The organism is Domibacillus sp. 8LH (assembly GCF_038806185.1).
Taxonomy (GTDB): Bacteria; Bacillota; Bacilli; order Bacillales; family Domibacillaceae; genus Domibacillus; species Domibacillus indicus_A.
In genome coordinates this window covers 1-307 of sequence record NZ_JAVJNG010000102.1, presented here as the reverse complement: position 1 = coordinate 307, position 307 = coordinate 1, and the positions used below count along the sequence as shown (strand labels likewise).

The 307-nt window shown below is 52.4% G+C and carries 1 rRNA gene; it reads right to left on the bottom strand.

From position 1 onward, the window contains the following. Nucleotides 1-257: ribosomal RNA gene (locus tag RG959_RS23975) — 16S ribosomal RNA — on the bottom strand; the annotation flags it as partial. Nucleotides 258-307: the final 50 nt, after the last annotated feature.

Below are 307 nucleotides of genomic sequence, written 5' to 3'. Positions count from 1 at the left end.
CTAGCTAATGCGCCGCGGGTCCATCTGTAAGTGACAGCCGAAGCCGCCTTTCAATCAAGAGCCATGCAGCTCTTGATATTATCCGGTATTAGCCCCGGTTTCCCGGAGTTATCCCAGTCTTACAGGCAGGTTACCCACGTGTTACTCACCCGTCCGCCGCTGACTTCCGGGAGCAAGCTCCCATCTGTCCGCTCGACTTGCATGTATTAGGCACGCCGCCAGCGTTCGTCCTGAGCCAGGATCAAACTCTCCAAAAAGTGTTTGATTGCTCATTTGTTTCCATTAAAACACGGGGTGTTTTTAATGG